Genomic DNA, 17,885 nt, shown 5'->3' with positions numbered 1-17,885 from the left:
TATTAGGCTATGACGCCAGCCGAGGACGCCACACCACCCGATTCAACGCCCACAGGCACGGTACCGGACACGGTCCGGCCTGTGGAACCCGTCCGTCCGGCCCGGGTGCGGGCGGACCGGGAGCTTGAGAAGGACATTCCCTACGGTATCCGGATCGCTGCTTCGTGGGCCTGGCGGCTTGGTCTCATCCTGTTGATGGCCGGCGCCCTGATTTGGCTGCTCAGCCGGATCAGCTTCCTGATTATCCCCGTTATGGTGGCCGCGCTCCTGGCCGGACTGCTGAGCCCGGTGGTGCGCTGGCTGCGGAGCAGGCGCCTTCCGAACGGCGCCGCGGTGGCCATCACGGTGCTGGGGTTCATCGGCGTGATTGCTGGCGCCCTTGCCCTGGTGGGTCGCCAGCTGGCCGCAGGATTCGGGGAACTGTGGTCCCAGGCGCTGGCGGGCGTGAGGCAGGTCCAGGACTGGCTGGCCGAAGGACCCCTGCACCTCACCGCCGACCAGATCGACCAGTACCTCAAGGAAGCATCCGCCGCACTCCAGAACAACAGCAGCAGCATCCTCAGCGGTGCGTTGTCCTTCGGCAGCACCGCAGGCCACTTCGCCGCGGGAATGGTGCTGGCCCTGTTCATCCTGATCTTCTTCCTGCTCGAAGGCGACAGGATCTGGGCCTTCCTGGTCCGCCTCCTCCCGAAGAAAGCGCGTGCGGCAACGTTCGGTGCCGGACGCAAGGGCTGGGCTTCGATGGTCAGCTACGCACGGATCCAGATGTTTGTTGCGTTTGTTGACGCGGTAGGCATCGGCGCCGGCGCGGCCATCATCGGGGTGCCGCTTGCCCTGCCCCTGAGCGTGCTTGTGTTCATCGGTTCCTTTATCCCCGTAGTCGGTGCCCTGGTGACCGGGGCCATCGCCGTGCTCCTGGCCCTGGTGGCCAACGGGCCGGTCAACGCCCTGATCATGCTGGCTATCGTCCTGCTGGTCCAGCAGCTGGAGAGCCACATCCTGCAACCCCTCGTGATGGGCAAGGCCGTGGCCCTGCACCCGGTGGCGGTCATCCTCTCTGTGGCGGCGGGTTCGTACCTTGCGGGCATCCCCGGCGCGCTGTTCTCAGTCCCCATCCTCGCCGTAGCAAACTCCGCAATTCGCTACATCGCGGCCAGAACGTGGGAACATGAACAGGTGCTGGCAACCCCCGGAGGGCCGGTGACGCCAGGTCCGGACCATGATGACTCCATCAGGGACGTCCGGTTGCCGGGCTTCAAGCCCAAGCGCGGCAAGGACGCCGCAGCCAGCACAGAAGCAGCCAATCCGGACGCCCAGGCCTGAAACATGAGCCAAGGCGCCGGAGCCGTATCCACCCAAGGAGCATAAGTCCGTGAACACCCTTGAAACCCTTCCCGTCACGCTGGACGATGTCCTGGAGGCGCAGAAGCTGCTCGAGGGGATTATTATGCGGACCCCGGTGGAATCGTCACGGGCCCTGGGCGGGATGGTTGGCGGCGACGTCTTCTTCAAGTGCGAAAACCTGCAGCGGGCCGGATCGTTCAAGGTCCGCGGTGCCTATGTCCGCATGGCCAAGCTCTCGGCTGAGGACAAAAAACGCGGTGTTGTGGCCGCGTCAGCCGGAAACCACGCACAGGGCGTGGCCGTAGCCGCCAAAAGCCTGGGCATCAAGGCCCGCATCTACATGCCGCTGGGCGTAGCCCTCCCGAAACTGGCGGCCACGCGCAGCCACGGTGCGGAGGTGATCCTCCACGGCCACAACGTGGATGAGGCCCTCGCCGAGGCGCAGCGCTACGCCGATGAGTCCGGCATGGTCTTTGTGCACCCTTTCGACAATGTTGATGTGGTGTCCGGCCAGGGAACCATCGGCCTGGAGATTCTCGAGCAGATCCCCAATGTGGACACCATCCTGATGGGTGTGGGCGGCGGCGGGCTGCTGGCCGGAGTTGCTGTCGCCGTCAAGGCCCGGGCCAGGGAACTTGGCCGGGAAATCCGCATCATCGGTGTCCAGGCCGAAAATGCTGCGGCTTATCCGCCGTCACTCGCCGCCGACGCACTGGTTCCGCTGAAGAAAGTGTCCACCATGGCTGACGGCATTGCGGTGGGGCGGCCCGGACAGCTGCCCTTCAGCATCATCCGCGAGCTGGTGGATGATGTTGTCACGGTCAGCGAGGATTCCCTGGCGCGGGCCCTGATCTTCCTGCTGGAGCGGGCCAAGATGGTGGTGGAACCCGCCGGGGCGGTTGGAGTTGCGGCCTTGATGGACGGCAAAATCGAAAACCCCGGGACCACGGCCGTGATCCTGTCCGGCGGCAATATCGATCCGATGCTGATGCTTAAAGTCATCCAGCGGGGCCTGTCCGCCGCCGGGCGCTACATGACAGTCCGGATGATGCTGGATGACCGGCCGGGCTCGCTGGCCACCATCGCCCGCATCATCGCCGAAAACGATGCGAACGTCACGGGCCTGGATCACACGCGTGTTGGCGGCTCCATCAGCATGGGCGACGTTTCCATCACCGTGAACCTCGAAACCAAGGGCCACGAACATTGTGAGCAGGTCCTCGGCGCCCTTCGTGCCGAGGGTTTCCAGCCCATTGTGGTGCATTAGGAGCAGCCATGCTTGACGCGATGGGGGACGGAAAGCCGCGGAACCGGGAAACCACAGCCTCGCGGGCGAAGGGCGGACTGTTGGTGGCCGGCGGCTTTGTGGCCGTGCTCTTTGTGATCGAACTGTTCAACATGCTGACCCTGCATGCCCTGAACCGGACTTTCGGGCTCCGCCCCCGGTCCGCGGACGGGCTTCTGGACATCCTGACGTTCCCGCTGCTGCACGCCAATCTGAACCACCTGCTGTCCAATGCCCTGCCCCTGGTCGTCTTCGGCTTCCTGGTGTTCCTCTCCGGCGTGAGGGTGTTCCTGACGGCCCTCGGGTTCAGCTGGCTGGGCTCCGGACTGACAGTGTGGCTGATTGGCGACGGCGGCATTACCGTTGGCGCCTCCGGCCTGGTTTTCGGATTGTTCGCCTTCCTCCTGGTGCGGGGTTTCTTCAACCACAGCTGGCGCCAGATCCTGCTCGCCGTGGTGCTGTTTATGGTCTACGGAGGCATCCTGCTGGGGGTGCTGCCCATCATGGGCAGCTACATCTCCTGGCAGGCGCACCTCGGCGGCGCGGCAGGCGGAGTTGTCGCTGCCCTGTTGCTGCGCCCCAAGCACGCAAGAACGCCGGCCCCCTGACGGGGACCGGCGTTGGCCAGGCTTGGTTGGCCTGAAACGATCAGTGTGAAGCGTCAGCCTGCGTAAGGCTTGGCGGAGAGGATCTCCACCGTGATGTCCTTGCCGTTCGGAGCCGTGTAGCTGAGCTTCGCGCCCTCTTTGTGGCCGACGATTGCGGCGCCGAGGGGTGACTTCTCACTGAACACGTCCAGGTCTGAATCGCCGGCGATTTCGCGGGACCCCAGCAGGAATGTCTCTTCGTCGCCTGCGATCCGGGCAACAACGAGCATGCCTGGCTCCACAATGCCGTCGTCAGCGGGGGACTCGCCCACGTGGGCATCGCGCAGAAGGGCCGTCAGCTGGCGGATCCGGGCTTCGATCTTGCCCTGCTCTTCTTTGGCTGCATGGTAGCCGCCGTTTTCCTTTAGGTCGCCCTCTTGCCGGGCAGCTTCAATCTTCTGGACGATCTCCGCACGGCCAGGGCCGGAAAGGTGGTCCAGCTCTGCCTTCAGGCGGTCAAAAGCTTCCTGGGTGAGCCAGGCTGCAGGCGCGCTGTTGGTGGTAGACACGGACTTCTCCTAATGGTCGTACATGCAAAAGACCCCGCAACGGTGGCCACGTATGGAACTCAGCAACCAGCTCAGCGGGGTAAAGGTATTGACCCATTGTAGTCAAAACTCTGGACATACCCAACCCGGGATGGGGCATAGATCACACGGCGCTACGTCCCGGCACTCGGAATCCAGCAGTCGTCCACCACGCCGGAAACTGACAAGGACTCCGTCCGGAGTGTCACGCGCTGCGAAACTGTCCTGCCGCCGTCGGCCGTTCCGTCAGCTTTCCCGGGCGGGATGTCCACTACTTTCCAGCCCACCACGGCGAACTTGGAGTCGAGGGCCTTGACGGCGCACTTGACGGCCGTCCCTGGTTCCCGGGTGACCTGGAAATCAACCTCGGTCGCCGTGGCATCGGTGGTGCTGAAACCGATGTCCTTGAACGTCACGTCAGAGCCGGCTGAGGACGTGGAGACCCAGGCCATAAACCCCACTCCGGCCGCCAGCGCCGCTACGGCAATGCCACGTTTGACCGCACGCGGGAGGGGCTGCTTTTTACTGCCATAACGATTGGCTAGGCTAGTGTCTGCAGGCGGGGACGCGGCGGGCTGATCCTGGGTAGTCACCAGTCCAGTTTAGTTCGGTTCCAGGCCGTGGCCGTCCGGGCCGGATCAGCACCCCCGGCACAGCTGTCCCGTCCGTCCAGTCATGCAAGTCCTCAGTCCAATGGCCGTCACAGCAGCCGCAGAAGAATAAGGAGCCGTCCTCGATGACAGCGTCCACCAATACCCCGGCAACGCTGAGGCTGCTAGCCGTGCATGCTCACCCGGACGACGAGTCAAGCAAGGGTGCCGCGACCATGGCCATGTACGCCGCCGCCGGAGTGGAAGTCATGGTGGCCACCTGCACCGACGGATCCCGCGGAGACATCCAGAACCCTGCCGTGGAAGCCGAGCCGCATCCCAAGCGGGACATGGCCGGGGCGCGCCGGCTGGAAATGGACCAGGCGGCCAAGGTATTGGGCATCCAGCAGCGCTGGTTGGGATTCACGGACTCCGGGCTGCCCGAGGGCGATCCGCTGCCGCCGCTGCCTGCCGGATCCTTCGCCGTCCAGCCGCTGGAGCGCGCCGCGGCGCCGCTGGTGCGGCTGGTCCGGGACTTCAAGCCGCAGGTGATCGTCAGCTATGACGAAAACGGGGGATACCCGCACCCGGACCACATCATGGCGCACCGGGTGGCAGTGGAGGCATTTGCGGCTGCGGGTGACCCCAGCAGGTATCCCGACGCCGGAGCGGCCTGGGAACCCAGCAAGCTCTATTACGACAGGGCCTTCAGCCCGGACCGGTTCCGCGCACTGCATTTTGCCCTCGAGGAAGCAGGCCTGCAGTCCCCGTACGCCCAGCGGCTGGCCGCGTGGCTGGAAACGGACGCGGAAGGCCACACCCCGCCACAGGGTGCCCATGCCACCACCACGCAGATCGACTGCGGGGACTTTTTTGAGGCCCGCGACGACGCACTCCGCGCGCACCGGACGCAGGTTGATCCGCTGGGCTTCTTCTTTGCCGTGTCGGCCGAGATGCAGCGCCGCGTGTGGCCGTGGGAAGACTACTCCCTGATCGAGTCCAGGGTCCCCGCGGAATTGCCCGAAAAGGACCTTTTCGCCGGGCTAAGATAGAGCGGCAGCATATTCTATGCCGTGTAGAAAAGCAGTGGGCTGGTCCGGACCCCGCGGACCCGCCTCCGGAATCCCCGGCTGGCTGCCCATCAGTTTCCACAGAAGGTTTGAACCGTGCACCACTTGCTCCTCGCCCTGACCACCACGCCCTCACCGCTGCCGACGCCCGGCCTGCGTGAGGGCATCTCCGAGGACCAGATCACCCCGGGCCTGTGGGGCTTTATCATGACGGCTTTCTTTGTGCTGGCCACCACGCTGCTGATTGTGGACATGGTCCGCCGCATCCGCCGCGTCCGCTACCGGGCGCAGGTGGAAGAGGAACGCCAGGCAGCGGCCGAGGCCGCGGACATTGAAGCTGCGGACGGCCACGACGGCCTCGGTGTTGCCGGCGACACGGATGCGTCCGGCGACAAGGCAGGCCGCGAAGACAACGGTCGCGGCCAGGCCGCCGACCGGCCCCAGCCCCGCGACTGAAGCGGGCCGGACCCCCGCGTTCCTACCGGCCTCGACAGTTCAGCTGAGGACTGCGATGGCGATCGCCGTGAAATGTGCTGCGAAGGCCAGAACCGTCAGGGCATGGAACAGTTCGTGGAAGCCAAAGTGTTCGTAGCTGAAGTTGGGTTTCTTCAGCGCGTAGAACACGGCGCCGGTGATGTACAGTACGCCGCCCACACAGATGAGGACGGCGGCGGGGACGCTGGCCGCGAAGAACTCAGGCAGGTAGAACAGCGACCCGCAGCCCAGGGCGATGTAGATGGGCACGTACAGCCAGCGCGGCGCGTCCGTCCACAGCAGCCGGAACAGCACGCCCAGAATGGCCCCGGACCAGATGACCCAGAGCAGCAGGACCGCCTTGGGCTGTTCCAGCAGCGACCAGGCCAGGGGAGTATAGCTGCCGGCGATGACCAGCATGATGTTGGTGTGGTCCAGACGCTTGAGGACAATCTTCACGCCCGGAGACCAGTTGCCGCGGTGGTAGATGGCACTGATGCCAAAAAGCAGGACGCCGGTGGCAGCGTAGATGGCCGAGGTGATCTTGCGGTCCGTCGTGGGGGCGAGGACCACGAGGACGAGGCCCGCTGCCAGGGCCAGCGGAGCCGTGACGGTGTGGATCCAGCCGCGCCACTTGGGCTTGATCATCAGGAGCTCGGCCAGCCGGACGGCGGCGTCGTTCAAGGGGCTGTGGCCGTGGTCCGCCGAGGGCGCGCGGGGGCCGTCAGGAGTCTGGCTGTTCATGGCTTCAGAATATCCTCTCTTTGGATAAGTTACTCATGGGTAACAATCATGGCAGGTCATCCGGGAACGTCCCGTCACGCCGGTCCCGGTCCCGGACGGTAGCCTAGGATGTGCAATGCCGTCGAACAGCAACGGAAGTCAGGTGAGTCTCCTCGTGGAATTGCGCGGGTTCCTTTATGGCTTCTACGAGAGGCGGCTGCTCAGCGAGTTGGCCGGCGGCCGCATTCCCAATCACATCGGCGTGATGGTGGATGGCAACCGCCGCTGGGCCAAACAGTTCAACGCACCCACCAGCCAGGGCCACCAGGCCGGCGCGGACAAGATCCATGAATTCCTCGGATGGTGCCAGGAGCTTGGGGTCAAGGTGGTCACGCTCTACATGCTGTCCACGGACAACATGAGCCGGTCCAGCGAGGAGCTGGACCTTCTGATGGGGATCATTGCCAACACCCTGGACCGCCTGGACGATGACGCCAACATCTCGGTCAACGCCATGGGCGCCCCCGAGCTCTTGCCCGACTACCTGGCGGAACGGCTCAACAAGCTCACTGCCCGCACTCCGGTACGCGAAAAGATCCACGTCAACGTTGCGGTGGGCTACGGCGGACGCCGCGAAATCGTTGACGCCGTGCGGGAGCTGCTTCACGACGCCGTCGCCAAGGGCTCTGACATTTCGGTGCTCGCTGACACCCTGTCCGTGGACGATATTTCCCGTTTCCTCTACACTCGCGGCCAGCCGGATCCGGACCTGGTGATCAGAACCTCCGGGGAGCAGCGGCTGTCCGGGTTCCTGATGTGGCAGAGCGCGTACAGCGAGTTCTACTTTTGCGAGGCCTTGTGGCCCGCCTTCCGAAAAGTGGACTTCCTCCGCGCCCTTCGGGACTACGCCGGCAGGCAGCGGCGCTTCGGGACCTGATCCGGCCGGTCCGTTCATCCGGAATTCACAAGCCGGTAACAGGAATCGCCGACGGATGGCACCGGAAATTACTGGGCAGGGATTTACGTTATATCCATCAGCAGGCAAATACGCCGGCTGATCGGGGAGGCCAGTACATGGAGCGAATTTCGCACCGGTTGTATGGGAGGCCGGACCCGGCCTCCAGGCCGAGCCGCCTCACCAATAACAATTCCGGGCGTGCCCGGGGCTGGAGTCGATGTGGCTAATTCTGAACAACTGCCCGAAGCCGTTTTTGACCAGGGACAGAAAGCTACCTCTCGCGCCACGCGAGCCACCTCACAAACCGGTGCAGCAGACGAAACATCTGCGGCCGGTTTTGCTGTCTCCGGAAGGGACGCCACCATTAGCACGTTCGTCATTGACACCTCCGTCCTGCTCTCGGATCCACGGGCGCTGCTGCGCTTCGCCGAGCACGAAGTCATTGTTCCGATTGTTGTCATCACGGAACTTGAGGGGAAACGGCACGACCCCGAACTGGGCTATTTTGCCCGCAAGGCGCTCCGGCTGCTCGATGATCTCCGGGTGAAACACGGTGGCTTGAGCAAACCCATCCCCATCGGAAACGAGGGCGGCACCCTCCTGGTGGAGCTGAACCACATTTCCGCCGACGTGCTCCCCTTGGGTTTCCGCAGCGGAGACAACGACAGCCGCATCCTGGCTGTGGCCAAGAACCTGGCCAATGAAGGCCGGAACGTCACCGTGGTGTCGAAGGATCTCCCCATGCGGGTCAAGGCCTCCGCCATGGGACTTACTGCCGACGAATACCGCAACGAGCTCGTGAAGGATACGGGCTGGACCGGCGTCGCGGAGGTGGAAGCCAGCGAGGAAGAAATTTCCACCCTGTACGGCCACGAGCCGGTCTTCATTCCCGCGGCCGCGGAAATGCCGGTCAACACCGGGCTGGTGATCCTCTCCAACCGGGGCTCAGCCCTGGGCCGGGTGGGCGCTGACAAGCAGGTGCGGCTGGTCAAGGGGGACCGGGACGTATTCGGGCTCCACGGACGATCGGCGGAACAGCGGCTCGCAATCGACATGCTGATGGACCCCGCCGTCGGAATCGTTTCGGTTGGCGGACGGGCCGGCACCGGCAAATCCGCGCTGGCCCTGTGTGCCGGTCTGGAAGCCGTGCTGGAACGCCGCGAGCACCGCAAGGTGATCGTCTTCCGTCCGCTCTACGCCGTGGGTGGACAGGAACTTGGCTACCTGCCCGGCTCCGAGTCGGAAAAGATGAACCCCTGGGCCCAGGCGGTCTTTGATACGCTCGGCGCCCTGGTCAGCCAGGAAGTCGTGGAGGAAGTTATGGACCGAGGCATGCTCGAGGTCATGCCGCTGACCCACATCCGCGGCCGTTCCCTTCACGACGCCTTCGTGATCGTCGACGAGGCCCAGTCGCTCGAGAAGAACGTCCTCCTCACCGTGATGAGCCGCATCGGCCAGAACTCCAAGATCGTCCTCACCCACGACGTCGCCCAGCGTGACAACCTGCGCGTCGGTCGGCACGACGGTATCGCCGCCGTCGTCGAAACCCTGAAAGGACACCCCCTCTTCGGCCACATCACCTTGACCCGTTCCGAAAGGTCACCGATCGCAGCCCTGGTAACAGAGCTCCTCGAAGGCGCCGAAGTCTAGACCTGCGTTCCGTTAGGTGAGGGGCCGTGGTTCCGTTCGTCGGGCCACGGCCCTTCTCCGTCGCTTAGACACCTCCCGCCGCTTTGCTACGGTCGCTGGGCGACCTTCGCGCCGCTTTGGTCGGCGATGCGCTCCTACGAGAAGGCCCGCGGCCCTCCTTGAACGGCGGTGACCGGCGCACACGTCAGGTGGGGGTTCTTCGCGTAGGAGCGCATCGCGGCGCATCGGGCCCAGAGGTCGCTTAGCGACCGGCGGAGCCCCTATGCGTCGTGTCTAAGCGACGGCGAAGGACCTCTACCTGGCGGACCCAACCACCCTCAGCCGACGCCGAGGAACTTGGCTGCCGCTTCGTGGCCCTTCACTTGGAGGGTCCAGTCGGGGCGTTTGAAGGTTGCGGGCGTGAGGCGCACTTTTTGGACTTCGACGGCCTTGCCGCCCCAGGATTGCCTGTTGGTGCCGTTGAGTTCGTAGCCGAGGGAGCGGGACACGCCCAGGGAGGCGGCGTTCCAGGCGGCGGCTTCGGATTCGGCCACTTCGGCGCCGAGCCAGTCGAACGCGTAAAGCGCGACGGCGGCCCGCATCTCCGTGCCGAGCCCTTGGCCGTGGAGGGACTGCTTGAGCCAGGAGCCGGTGCTGACGGTCTTGAGGGTGGCAAAGTCCTTGGCACCGATGTCCTGGCAGCCGATGAATTCGTCCTGGTACCAGATGCCAAGGAGCAGGGTCCAGTCCTCGGGTGTGGCCTGGCCGCGGCAACGCCAGTACCACTGCGCCATGTTGTGCCCTAAGGACTCCGCCGGCAGTTCCGTCCACGGAGTGCTGAAGGGGCTCCGGCCGGGTTCGTGGACTCCGCTGGCGGCCGCTGCAACTGCGGCGGGAATGTCGGCGTCGGCGATGGGACGCAGCACCAGTCGGGGTGTGGTCAACTCGAGGCCGACGAGGGGCCAGATGGAAGTCAGCGCGGTCATCAGGGAAGCCTAGCCCAGGACGGGCCACGGGAGTCTGTCAAACGCCGGTGATGGCGGGAGCAGGACCCGCGCTCAGGTGCGGATGTCCCATGCGATGTGACGGCGGACGTCCGTAAGGTTCATGGACTCCGCCACGAACAGGTCGTCCAGCATGTATTCGTCCACCGCGAGGATCCGGATCCAATGCCCATAATCCGGGGTTGCCGCTTCGAGTGACTGGCTGGCCACGCAGACGCCGGTTTCCACGTCGATCCGCACCCGGTTGCTGCCGGGTAGGCAGAGCGGAGCGGCAGGATCCGCGGGCCGGTAGGACGCGGTAGGCGTCACGGTTGCCTCCAGCGCCGGCCGGCCCTCGTGTTCGACCCGGCGCACGGCGTCGACGTCCACGGCGTTGGTGCCCGGGAACTCGATGGGGACAGGGGCGCTCCCGGCGAGTTCCACGGGATCAAGGGCAGCCGAGAAGCGGCCGTTCCCGAAGCCCGGCTCGCCGTATGCTGCCTCCGGCCGGCGCCTGACCAGGCCGCCGTCGTCGTAAACGGGCGCCACCAGGTGGGGCGGCAGCAGCCAGGACTTCCGGGTGGCGCTGACGTACAACCCGTCCTTGGAATCGTTGATGCCGGTGGTGCTGTGGAGGACAAGCCGGTCGGCGGTTTCCAGGCGCAGCGCCCCGGGCCGGCGCAGCCAGGCGCGGACCAGGGGAGCGGACGGGTCCGGTACGTCGGTGAACGGTTCATCCCAGTATTCAAAGCGCAGGGACTGCCACTTCCAGGGGGAAGAACGGCAAAGGTTCCGGAACATGGTGCTCAGGTCCGCAGCGTCGGCGATGCCCTCCGGATCCGGCCGGCGCCTGGTGTCCCATGTCGACATATCCACAGTTTACGCGTGGGCTCTGCGGTGCGGCGCGCGAATCCAGTAGCATCCGAGGGGTGATCCGACGACTCGATGGACTGTGGGATGCCACCCCGCTGGCGTTCTGGCTGGTGCTGGCCGCATGTGCCTACTTTATTGTTATGGCGGCCCGGCTGACGGTGATTGACGTGCGCCACCATCTGCTGCCCAACCGGATTGTCCTCCCGTCCTACGGTGTGGCGGGGGTCCTGTTGCTCGCGGCGGCCTTGGTGCACGTGATCGCCGGTCCTGCCGCGCTCGTGGGGTCACCCGACGGTGCCGCCGAGCTCCTGGGGATCCCGGCGCTGCGCATCCTGGCGGGGGGAGCGGTTCTGTGGGCCTTCTATTTTGTCCTGCGGATGGTTTACCCGCCCGGCATGGGCTTTGGCGACGTGAAGCTGGCCGGCGTCCTGGGGATGTACCTTGGCTATCTCGGCTGGGGGCACGTTTTTGCCGGGACCTTCGCAGCTTTCCTGCTGGGAGGCCTCTGGTCCATGGCCCTGCTGGCGGCCCGCCGCGGCACCTTGAAGTCTTCCATCCCGTTCGGCCCGTTTATGCTCGCCGGCGCCACTGCCGCCATGCTCCTGCCCGCTTAGCGCGAGAGGACACTTGCGGCCCCGGTCCGCAGGCGCGCCGAGAAGATGATCCAGATGCGTTTCTGGGTCAGCAGCAGCGGGCCGGCTGCCGCTTTGGGACCGACGGTGGTGGTCATGATGATCCTTTGGAGGTGGTGGGGAGGTTCTGCGCGAACAGGGTCTTGAGGGCCCGGGCGTCTTCGAGGAGCAGCTCCGGGAAACTGCGGGTGTTCGACGCCGAGAAGTATGTTCCGTGCGCGTGATGGGCTACGGCGGTGATCGCGGTGACGGCCATGACCACTACCGGGTGATCGGCGGGGACGCCTTCACGTTGGGCGATGAGCTGGCGGGATGCGGCCTCGCGTTCGGCGCTGATGCCGACGATCTTTGCCACCAGCTGCGGCTCTTTTTTGATCGCGGCGATGAGCTGGCGGACATTGGTGGCGGACTCGGAGTCCACTTTCGCCGCCCAGATGTCCAGGGTGAGCTGGATGAGGTCGGCCAGGAGGGATTCGGAGATGGTTCCCGGTTCGCCGCCGCCGGCCAGGAAGCCGGCCATGAGTTCGCCGGGGTGCTCGTCGTCGTGATGGCCGAGGATGGCGTCTTCCTTGGTGGGGAAGTAGTTGAAGAACGTCCGGCGGGAGATGCCCGCCTCTTCGCAGACTTCCTCGACCGTGAAGCCGATGAGCCCTTTGGCCGCGGTCAACGAGCGCGCGGCGGCAGTGACAGCCTGGCGCGTCTGCTGGCGCTTGCGTTCCCGGAGGCCGCCGTCGATGTTTGCACTATTTTCCACAAAGTAAAGTTTTGCACTAAACCACTAAGAGTGCAAAAAAGGCAAGCGCCACGCACGACGGCGGCCGGCGCCTTCCGTGGGGAAGGTGCCGGCCGCCGTCGTTCGTAAAGGGGCCACCGCCGTCTGGGCCCACGCTACCGAGGGGCCCCTATCGAGCTTGCGAGATTGGGGAGGTAGCGGGGAGGGTTCCCTGGCTGAGCGGAGCGAAGCAAGGGAGGCGGTGGGGACCTATGCCTTGTGCGGCGGGCGCGTCATGGACATAACGTCCAGCGCGGTGTCCAGCTGCTCTTCGGTGACCTCGCCGCGCTCCAGGAAGCCCATGGCGACGACGGTCTCACGGATGGTGAGGCCCTCGGCCACTGCCTTCTTGGCGATTTTGGCAGCGTTCTCGTAGCCGATGTACTTGTTCAGCGGAGTCACGATCGAGGGGGAGGCCTCGGCCAGGAAGCGGGCGCGCTCCACGTTGGCGGTGATGCCGTCGATCATCTTGTCCGCCATGACGCGGCTGGTGTTGGCCAGCAGGCGGATCGACTCGAGCAGGTTGGCGGCCATCACGGGGATGCCGACATTGAGCTCGAAGGCGCCGTTGGTGCCGGACCAGGCGATGGCGGTGTCGTTGCCGATGACCTGGGCGCAGACCATGATGGATGCCTCGCAGATGACCGGGTTGACCTTGCCCGGCATGATCGAGGAGCCCGGCTGCAGGTCCGGGATGGCGATTTCGCCGAGGCCGGTGTTGGGGCCGGAGCCCATCCAGCGGAGGTCATTGTTGATCTTCATGAAGGAGATCGCGATGTTGCGCAGCTGGCTTGAGCCTTCGATGAGGCCGTCGCGGTTGGCCTGGGCCTCGAAGTGGTCGCGGGCCTCGGTCAGCGGCAGGCCGGTGTCCGTGGCGAGCAGTTCGATGACACGTTCCGGGAAGCCGGCAGGGGTGTTGATGCCGGTGCCCACCGCGGTGCCGCCGAGCGGAACTTCGGCAACACGGGGGAGGGCGGCGTTGATGCGCTCGATGCCGTAGCGGACCTGGGCTGCGTAGCCGCCGAACTCCTGGCCGAGCGTCACCGGGGTGGCGTCCATGAGGTGGGTGCGGCCGGACTTGACGACGTCCTTGAACTCCACGGCCTTGCGTTCCAGCGACTCGGCCAGGTAGACGAACGCCGGGATGAGGTCGTTGATCAGGGCCGAGGTGGCGGCGACGTGGACCGAGGTGGGGAAGACGTCGTTGGAGGACTGTGAGGCGTTGACGTGGTCGTTCGGGTGGACAACTTTGTCACTCCCGGCGGCTTTGAGGGCACGCGTGGCCAGCTCGGCGAGGACCTCGTTCATGTTCATGTTCGAGGACGTGCCGGAACCGGTCTGGAAGACGTCGATGGGGAAGTCGCCGTCGTACTTGCCGGCAGCTACCTCATCGGCAGCCGCAGCGATCGCCTTGGCCAGCTCGCCGTCGAGCACCCCAAGTTCTGCGTTGGCCTGCGCGGCAGCCTTCTTGACCCGGGCCAGCGCCTCGATGTGCGCGCGTTCCAGGGTCTTGCCGGAGATGGGGAAGTTTTCAACTGCACGCTGCGTCTGTGCACGGTACAGGGCGTTCACGGGGACGCGGACTTCGCCCATCGTGTCGTGTTCAATGCGGAATTCTTCAGTGGAAGTCATGGGGCTAGCTTAGGGCGATCGGGGGCCCGGACTAAAACCGTGAACCGCATGCTACGGGCACTGATTCGGGCTGGGCCTAGACCTCGCCGATCCCGGAAACCACGTTGGCGTGGCCCTCGGCGAGGCTGTACGAGAGGCCGATCACCGCGGCGCGGCCGTCCTCGATTGCGGCCGAAATCACACGGGAGCTGTCCACCAGGCGCTTGGACGTCTGCTTCACGTGCTCCACCACCATGTCGTTGATCTCGTGCTCGCCGTTCCGCATGGACGTCAAGACAGAAGGCGTGATGCGTTCCACCAGGTCCCGCATAAAGCCCACCGGCATGTTGCCGGTGTCCACTGCGGACTTGGTGGCACTGACGGCGCCGCAGCTGTCATGTCCCAGCACCACGATCAGCGGCACCCCCAGCACACTGATGCTGTACTCGAGGGAGCCCAGGACGGCGTCGTCAATCACCTGGCCGGCGGTGCGCACCACAAAGGCGTCCCCCAGGCCGAGGTCGAAGATAATCTCCGCGGCGAGCCGGGAGTCCGAGCAGCCGAAGATCACGGCAAACGGGTGCTGGTTTTCCACCAGCGACGACCGGCGGGACGCGTCCTGGTTCGGGTGCGACGATTCGCCGGCAACAAAGCGTTCGTTGCCTTCGCGCATGCGGCGCCAGGCAAGGGCAGGGGTCAGGTAGGTAGCCACGGGCTTACTTTACGGGGCGGTGCTGGCTGACGGTGAAACTGTGACGGCCGGGTTGGCGTCCATGGACTGTACGACGGCGGTGGCGAGTTCGGCGAATTCGTCCAGCTGAGCGCTTCCCGTCAGGACAACGGTGGTTCCGCGGTAAGTCAGCACCATGCTCTTCTCGCCTTTGCCGGTGTCACGCAGCTCCCAGTCCTGTCCGCCCGCCGCACGCGTTCCCGTCACGGGAGCGCTCTTGGTCTGCTGGACGAGCCAGGTGGGGTTGGACTGGCGGGTCTGGACCAGGCCGATGAAGGACTCGTTCGGTGTCAGGTAGCCAACTTCCCAAGTGGGAACGCCGCTGCCGCTGCCCGACTCCCATCGGGCGTAGTTGGACGTGAACGACTTGCCGGTGTCCGGTGTTACGGGTGTGAATCCCGCCACATCCGTGGCGTTCCGGGCCACTGCGCCGACGTCGATGTTCGGGCGGAATCCGTCGCTCTTGGGGAGGGGGTTCATCAGGATGATGGGCAGGAAGGCGGCGATGCTCACCACCAGGGCAACGATCATGCCGATCACGGAGGCATTGGCGCGCTTCGCCGCGGCGGCCGGGATTACTGGGCGGACGGGGGCTGTTTCGGCAGTGCCTGCGCCGTCGCCGTTTGCTCCGGATTCGGAGGGGTCGGGCCCGGGGCTGGTCTTTTCCTGCTTTTCACTCACCCCTCTATAGTCGCCCATGTTTACGCGCAACTCACAGTCGGGGGAGGGCGGGGGACTCCGGGCCCATGTTGCTGGACTGCGTCATGCCACGCCCCGACGGCGCCGCCACGACTATGATCAGTACCAGAGGAATCACCGCACCGGCTGAATCCGGCCGCGCGGGTCCAATGATCGCCACTCGAAGAAGAGGTTCACGTGTCACCAGCGCCTATGACCCAGCAGTACTCTACGATTTCCCCCTCCCTGGCCGTGGGCATCGACGAGCCAGACCGCAACCTCGCCCTTGAGCTTGTCCGCGTCACCGAGGCCGCGGCCATCGCCGGCGGCCACTGGGTTGGTTTCGGCGACAAGAACAAGGCGGACGGCGCGGCCGTTGACGCCATGCGCTCCTTCCTTCACACGGTCCACTTCAACGGCGTTGTGGTCATCGGCGAAGGCGAAAAAGACGAAGCCCCCATGCTGTTCAACGGCGAACACGTTGGCGACGGCACCGGTCCTGAGTGCGACGTTGCCGTGGACCCGATCGACGGCACCCGCCTGGCCGCCCTCGGCATCAACAACGCCCTGGCAGTCCTCGCCGTGGCTGAGCGCGGCTCCATGTTCGATCCGTCCGCGGTGTTCTACATGGAAAAGCTCGTCACGGGGCCGGAAGCCGCCGACATGGTGGACCTCCGCCTGCCGGTCAAGCAGAACCTGCACCTGATCGCCAAGGCAAAGGGCGTGAAGGTCAACCAGCTCAACGTCATGATCCTTGACCGCGACCGCCATCGCCCCCTGGTCGAAGAGATCCGCGAAGCCGGTGCGCGCACCAAGTTCATCATGGACGGTGACGTCGCCGGGGCAATCGCCGCAGCCCGCTCCGGCACCGGCGTCGACGCCCTCATGGGTATCGGCGGCACGCCGGAAGGCATCGTTGCTGCCTGCGCCATCAAGTCACTCGGCGGCGTCATCCAGGGCCGCCTGTGGCCCACGAGCGACGACGAGAAGCAGAAGGCCATCGACGCTGGCCACGACCTGGACCGCGTGCTGTCCACCAACGACCTCGTGTCCAGCGACAACTGCTACTTCGCGGCCACCGGCATCACCGACGGCGACCTCCTCCGGGGCGTTCGCTACTCCAAGGACAAGGTCCTGACGCAGTCCATCGTGATGCGTTCAAAGTCCGGCACCATCCGCTTCGTTGATGGTGAGCACCAGGCCAGCAAGTGGGAAGGCTACGCCCGCAAGAACTAGCAGGTTCTTCACGCCGCGTACCCTGCGCGAACTGGCAGCTAATGACCCCAAATTCCTCTGATTTGGCGTCATCAGCTGCCAGTTCGCGTTTCAGCAGGTAACCCAGCCTGTGGATAACGCAAACCGCAGGCCGGAATCGGTCCACAATGGAGCATGACCCGGACGCCCATGCCTCCTCAGCTCCCGCACGGATCATTTCTTGTTGCCGATGTAGAGGTCCTGGGCCTCACTCGGAGACAGCTGAGGCCGCCTTGACCCCAGTTGCGTCCTGACGCACTCCACCAGCGCGCGAATTTGCGGAGTATGCCTCCCGGCTTGGCTGGAGCAGGACTGGAGGATCCACATAGCCCGTCCTGCAGACGGCTGCAAGCCGCGCCGCAGGAACGTTGTGGGTCACCAGTTGTCGTTCAAACCCGGCGAGGTCATATCGTTCGACGGCGTTCGGCTCACGTCACCGGCTCGTACCTGGCCACCATGCTGGACCTCAACGATCTTGTCGCGGCCGGTGACTCCATTGTCGTCAGCCATGGAGATGACTTCCCGATGCCACGGAAGCCGCTGGCAACTGTTGCCGACCTGAGGCACATTGCGGGTCAGTATCCGGGAATGCGCGGGGTGAAAACGGCGAGGTTAGCCTTGGATCTGATCAGGGTGGGGGCGGACTCGGCACCCGAAAGCTTGATGCGGCTGGCACTGGTACAGGCCGGACTTCCCGAACCGACATTGAATGCTGTGCTCCGCAACGGGCTGGGTCACCCTGTGGTCTGGCCGGATGCTGCCTACCCGGAGTATCGGATCGCACTGCAATATGACGGCGCCCACCACCGTGATCCTGACCAGTACCGCCGCGATATCAAGCGGCAGGGCCTGACTGAAGATGGGCTGGCGAGAAATCCGTGTCCAGAAGAGTGATCTGGAAGGGGATCGGCCCTTCGTCGTCAAAAAAGTGCGGGCGGTCCTGAGCGGTTCGTCGGCCCGCACCGGGTGGGAACGACTGGCAGTTGATGACCCCAAACAGCGGGCAAAGTCAACTGGTGGAAGCAACGCTGGGTGGTTATGCCGCTTGTAGCAGCTGGTTCAGCCGGTTGGCTGGGGTTTCGAGGTTGAGGGTGGGCCGGGGTCG

At 65.0% G+C, this 17,885-nt stretch carries 19 protein-coding genes; 10 read left to right on the top strand and 9 right to left on the bottom strand.

The genetic code is table 11. From position 1 onward, the window contains the following. Positions 1-9 precede the first annotated feature (9 nt). The 3 genes from NG697_RS19755 to NG697_RS19745 are packed head-to-tail and all read left to right on the top strand — an operon-like array spanning position 10 to position 3,237. Positions 10-1,323, top strand: a complete 1,314-nt coding sequence (locus tag NG697_RS19755) for an AI-2E family transporter (protein ID WP_252614993.1) — start codon at positions 10-12, stop codon at positions 1,321-1,323. A gap of 49 nt (positions 1,324-1,372) precedes the next feature. Next, complete coding sequence (gene ilvA / locus NG697_RS19750; protein WP_104060985.1) at positions 1,373-2,611, top strand: threonine ammonia-lyase; 1,239 nt, start codon at positions 1,373-1,375, stop codon at positions 2,609-2,611. Between the two features lie 8 nt (positions 2,612-2,619). Then, positions 2,620-3,237, top strand: a complete 618-nt coding sequence (locus NG697_RS19745; RefSeq protein ID WP_252614992.1) for a rhomboid family intramembrane serine protease — start codon at positions 2,620-2,622, stop codon at positions 3,235-3,237. Positions 3,238-3,290: 53 nt separating this feature from the next. On the opposite strand, the gene greA is transcribed toward NG697_RS19745, so the two are convergent. Together greA and NG697_RS19735 are read right to left on the bottom strand one after the other, a co-directional pair. Beyond that, on the bottom strand, positions 3,291-3,785 hold the full coding sequence (gene greA / locus NG697_RS19740; protein ID WP_056343498.1) for a transcription elongation factor GreA: 495 nt from the start codon (positions 3,783-3,785) through the stop codon (positions 3,291-3,293). A gap of 152 nt (positions 3,786-3,937) precedes the next feature. Next, a complete protein-coding gene (locus NG697_RS19735) occupies positions 3,938-4,396 on the bottom strand; it encodes a DUF4307 domain-containing protein (RefSeq protein ID WP_252602373.1) in 459 nt (152 codons plus the stop codon). Between the two features lie 143 nt (positions 4,397-4,539). Between NG697_RS19735 and mca the strand changes: the two genes are divergently transcribed. Further along, positions 4,540-5,445: a mycothiol conjugate amidase Mca gene (mca, locus tag NG697_RS19730; protein WP_252602371.1), complete on the top strand. Its 906-nt coding sequence runs from the start codon at positions 4,540-4,542 to the stop codon at positions 5,443-5,445. A gap of 114 nt (positions 5,446-5,559) precedes the next feature. After that, positions 5,560-5,919: a hypothetical protein gene (locus NG697_RS19725; RefSeq protein ID WP_252602369.1), complete on the top strand. Its 360-nt coding sequence runs from the start codon at positions 5,560-5,562 to the stop codon at positions 5,917-5,919. Between the two features lie 39 nt (positions 5,920-5,958). Here the strand turns inward: NG697_RS19725 and trhA are convergent, their stop codons facing one another. Continuing rightward, complete coding sequence (trhA, locus tag NG697_RS19720; protein WP_240484314.1) at positions 5,959-6,681, bottom strand: PAQR family membrane homeostasis protein TrhA; 723 nt, start codon at positions 6,679-6,681, stop codon at positions 5,959-5,961. Between the two features lie 154 nt (positions 6,682-6,835). On the opposite strand from trhA, the gene NG697_RS19715 reads away from it, so the two are divergent. Further along, complete coding sequence (locus tag NG697_RS19715; RefSeq protein ID WP_252602442.1) at positions 6,836-7,597, top strand: isoprenyl transferase; 762 nt, start codon at positions 6,836-6,838, stop codon at positions 7,595-7,597. A 240-nt stretch (positions 7,598-7,837) separates the two neighbouring features. Further along, positions 7,838-9,268, top strand: coding sequence for an RNA 5'-3' helicase PhoH2 (gene phoH2 / locus NG697_RS19710; RefSeq protein WP_252614991.1), 1,431 nt, complete (start codon positions 7,838-7,840; stop codon positions 9,266-9,268). A gap of 317 nt (positions 9,269-9,585) precedes the next feature. Here phoH2 and NG697_RS19705 read toward each other — a convergent pair whose 3' ends face one another. Together NG697_RS19705 and NG697_RS19700 are read right to left on the bottom strand one after the other, a co-directional pair. Continuing rightward, positions 9,586-10,233 (bottom strand): GNAT family N-acetyltransferase, encoded by a 648-nt coding sequence (locus NG697_RS19705; RefSeq protein ID WP_252607811.1) that lies wholly within the window; start codon positions 10,231-10,233, stop codon positions 9,586-9,588. 72 nt (positions 10,234-10,305) lie between these two features. Further along, positions 10,306-11,100, bottom strand: coding sequence for a hypothetical protein (locus NG697_RS19700; protein WP_252614990.1), 795 nt, complete (start codon positions 11,098-11,100; stop codon positions 10,306-10,308). A gap of 59 nt (positions 11,101-11,159) precedes the next feature. On the opposite strand from NG697_RS19700, the gene NG697_RS19695 reads away from it, so the two are divergent. After that, positions 11,160-11,717 (top strand): prepilin peptidase, encoded by a 558-nt coding sequence (locus tag NG697_RS19695; protein ID WP_252614989.1) that lies wholly within the window; start codon positions 11,160-11,162, stop codon positions 11,715-11,717. A gap of 112 nt (positions 11,718-11,829) precedes the next feature. Here NG697_RS19695 and NG697_RS19690 read toward each other — a convergent pair whose 3' ends face one another. The 4 genes from NG697_RS19690 to NG697_RS19675 form a co-directional block, all read right to left on the bottom strand. Beyond that, positions 11,830-12,489 (bottom strand): TetR/AcrR family transcriptional regulator, encoded by a 660-nt coding sequence (locus NG697_RS19690; protein WP_252614988.1) that lies wholly within the window; start codon positions 12,487-12,489, stop codon positions 11,830-11,832. A gap of 228 nt (positions 12,490-12,717) precedes the next feature. Beyond that, on the bottom strand, positions 12,718-14,139 hold the full coding sequence (locus NG697_RS19685) for a class II fumarate hydratase (protein ID WP_252602357.1): 1,422 nt from the start codon (positions 14,137-14,139) through the stop codon (positions 12,718-12,720). Positions 14,140-14,215: 76 nt separating this feature from the next. After that, positions 14,216-14,830 carry a carbonic anhydrase gene (locus tag NG697_RS19680; RefSeq protein WP_104060993.1) on the bottom strand — a complete coding sequence of 205 codons (615 nt, stop codon included), beginning with the start codon at positions 14,828-14,830 and terminating at the stop codon, positions 14,216-14,218. Between the two features lie 9 nt (positions 14,831-14,839). Beyond that, on the bottom strand, positions 14,840-15,547 hold the full coding sequence (locus NG697_RS19675; protein WP_252614987.1) for a DUF4245 domain-containing protein: 708 nt from the start codon (positions 15,545-15,547) through the stop codon (positions 14,840-14,842). A gap of 192 nt (positions 15,548-15,739) precedes the next feature. On the opposite strand from NG697_RS19675, the gene glpX reads away from it, so the two are divergent. Then, on the top strand, positions 15,740-16,762 hold the full coding sequence (gene glpX / locus NG697_RS19670; RefSeq protein WP_252566698.1) for a class II fructose-bisphosphatase: 1,023 nt from the start codon (positions 15,740-15,742) through the stop codon (positions 16,760-16,762). A 474-nt stretch (positions 16,763-17,236) separates the two neighbouring features. Further along, on the top strand, positions 17,237-17,674 hold the full coding sequence (locus NG697_RS19665; protein WP_252614986.1) for a putative endonuclease domain-containing protein: 438 nt from the start codon (positions 17,237-17,239) through the stop codon (positions 17,672-17,674). Positions 17,675-17,885: the final 211 nt, after the last annotated feature.

The sequence above is a fragment of the Pseudarthrobacter raffinosi genome, from assembly GCF_023913835.1.
In the GTDB taxonomy this organism is placed as follows: Bacteria; Actinomycetota; Actinomycetes; order Actinomycetales; family Micrococcaceae; genus Arthrobacter; species Arthrobacter raffinosi.
The sequence above is the reverse complement of the archived record's forward strand: the minus strand, read 5'-3'. Positions and strand labels throughout refer to the sequence as shown.

Excerpts from the sequence above, each read along its gene's own strand:
- NG697_RS19755 (WP_252614993.1), top strand. The coding sequence starts at position 10 with ATGACGCCAGCCGAGGACGCCACACCACCCGATTCAACGCCCACAGGC.
- NG697_RS19745 (WP_252614992.1), top strand. The coding sequence starts at position 2,620 with ATGCTTGACGCGATGGGGGACGGAAAGCCGCGGAACCGGGAAACCACA.
- mca (WP_252602371.1), top strand. The coding sequence starts at position 4,540 with ATGACAGCGTCCACCAATACCCCGGCAACGCTGAGGCTGCTAGCCGTG.
- trhA (WP_240484314.1), bottom strand. The coding sequence starts at position 6,681 with ATGAACAGCCAGACTCCTGACGGCCCCCGCGCGCCCTCGGCGGACCAC.
- NG697_RS19705 (WP_252607811.1), bottom strand. The coding sequence starts at position 10,233 with ATGACCGCGCTGACTTCCATCTGGCCCCTCGTCGGCCTCGAGTTGACC.
- NG697_RS19700 (WP_252614990.1), bottom strand. The coding sequence starts at position 11,100 with ATGTCGACATGGGACACCAGGCGCCGGCCGGATCCGGAGGGCATCGCC.
- NG697_RS19685 (WP_252602357.1), bottom strand. The coding sequence starts at position 14,139 with ATGACTTCCACTGAAGAATTCCGCATTGAACACGACACGATGGGCGAA.
- NG697_RS19675 (WP_252614987.1), bottom strand. The coding sequence starts at position 15,547 with ATGGGCGACTATAGAGGGGTGAGTGAAAAGCAGGAAAAGACCAGCCCC.
- glpX (WP_252566698.1), top strand. The coding sequence starts at position 15,740 with ATGACCCAGCAGTACTCTACGATTTCCCCCTCCCTGGCCGTGGGCATC.
- NG697_RS19665 (WP_252614986.1), top strand. The coding sequence starts at position 17,237 with ATGCTGGACCTCAACGATCTTGTCGCGGCCGGTGACTCCATTGTCGTC.